The 429-nt window shown below is 65.5% G+C and carries 1 protein-coding gene; it reads right to left on the bottom strand.

The window, feature by feature from the left end:
- On the bottom strand, positions 1-429 hold a 429-nt coding region (locus ENZ75_RS34055), incomplete at both ends, for a 6-phosphofructokinase (protein ID WP_206617198.1).

The following is a 429-nucleotide window of genomic DNA, read 5'->3' as shown; positions in this document are numbered from 1 at the left end:
GGTCGCTGCCCGACAGCTTGACGTTGCCATGCGCGTCGCGCTCAAGCTTGTCCGGCGGCACCAGGCTTTCGACCAATGCCCTGCCGTCGGCGGTGCTGACGCCTTCCGAAACGGCGACGATGCAGCGCTTGTGGCGATCGAGCGTGGCACGCACGTCGTCGATGAAGCCAGCGGCCGAGAACGGCCGCTCGGGCACGTAGACGAGATGAGGGCCGCTGTCGGGGTCGAGCTGCCAGGCAGCGGCAGCCGCGGTCAGGAAGCCCGCATGCCGGCCCATGACGATGCCGACATAGATGCCGGGCAGCGCGCGAAAATCGAGATCGACGGACAGGAAGGCGCCGGCGACGAACTCGGCCGCCGAAATAAAGCCCGGCGTGTGGTCGTTTTCCTCGAGATCATTGTCGATGGTTTTTGGCGCATGAACAAAGG

This window comes from Mesorhizobium sp. M7A.F.Ca.CA.002.04.1.1 (assembly GCF_004022805.1).
GTDB lineage: Bacteria > Pseudomonadota > Alphaproteobacteria > Rhizobiales > Rhizobiaceae > Mesorhizobium > Mesorhizobium ciceri.
The sequence above is the reverse complement of the archived record's forward strand: the minus strand, read 5'-3'. Positions and strand labels throughout refer to the sequence as shown.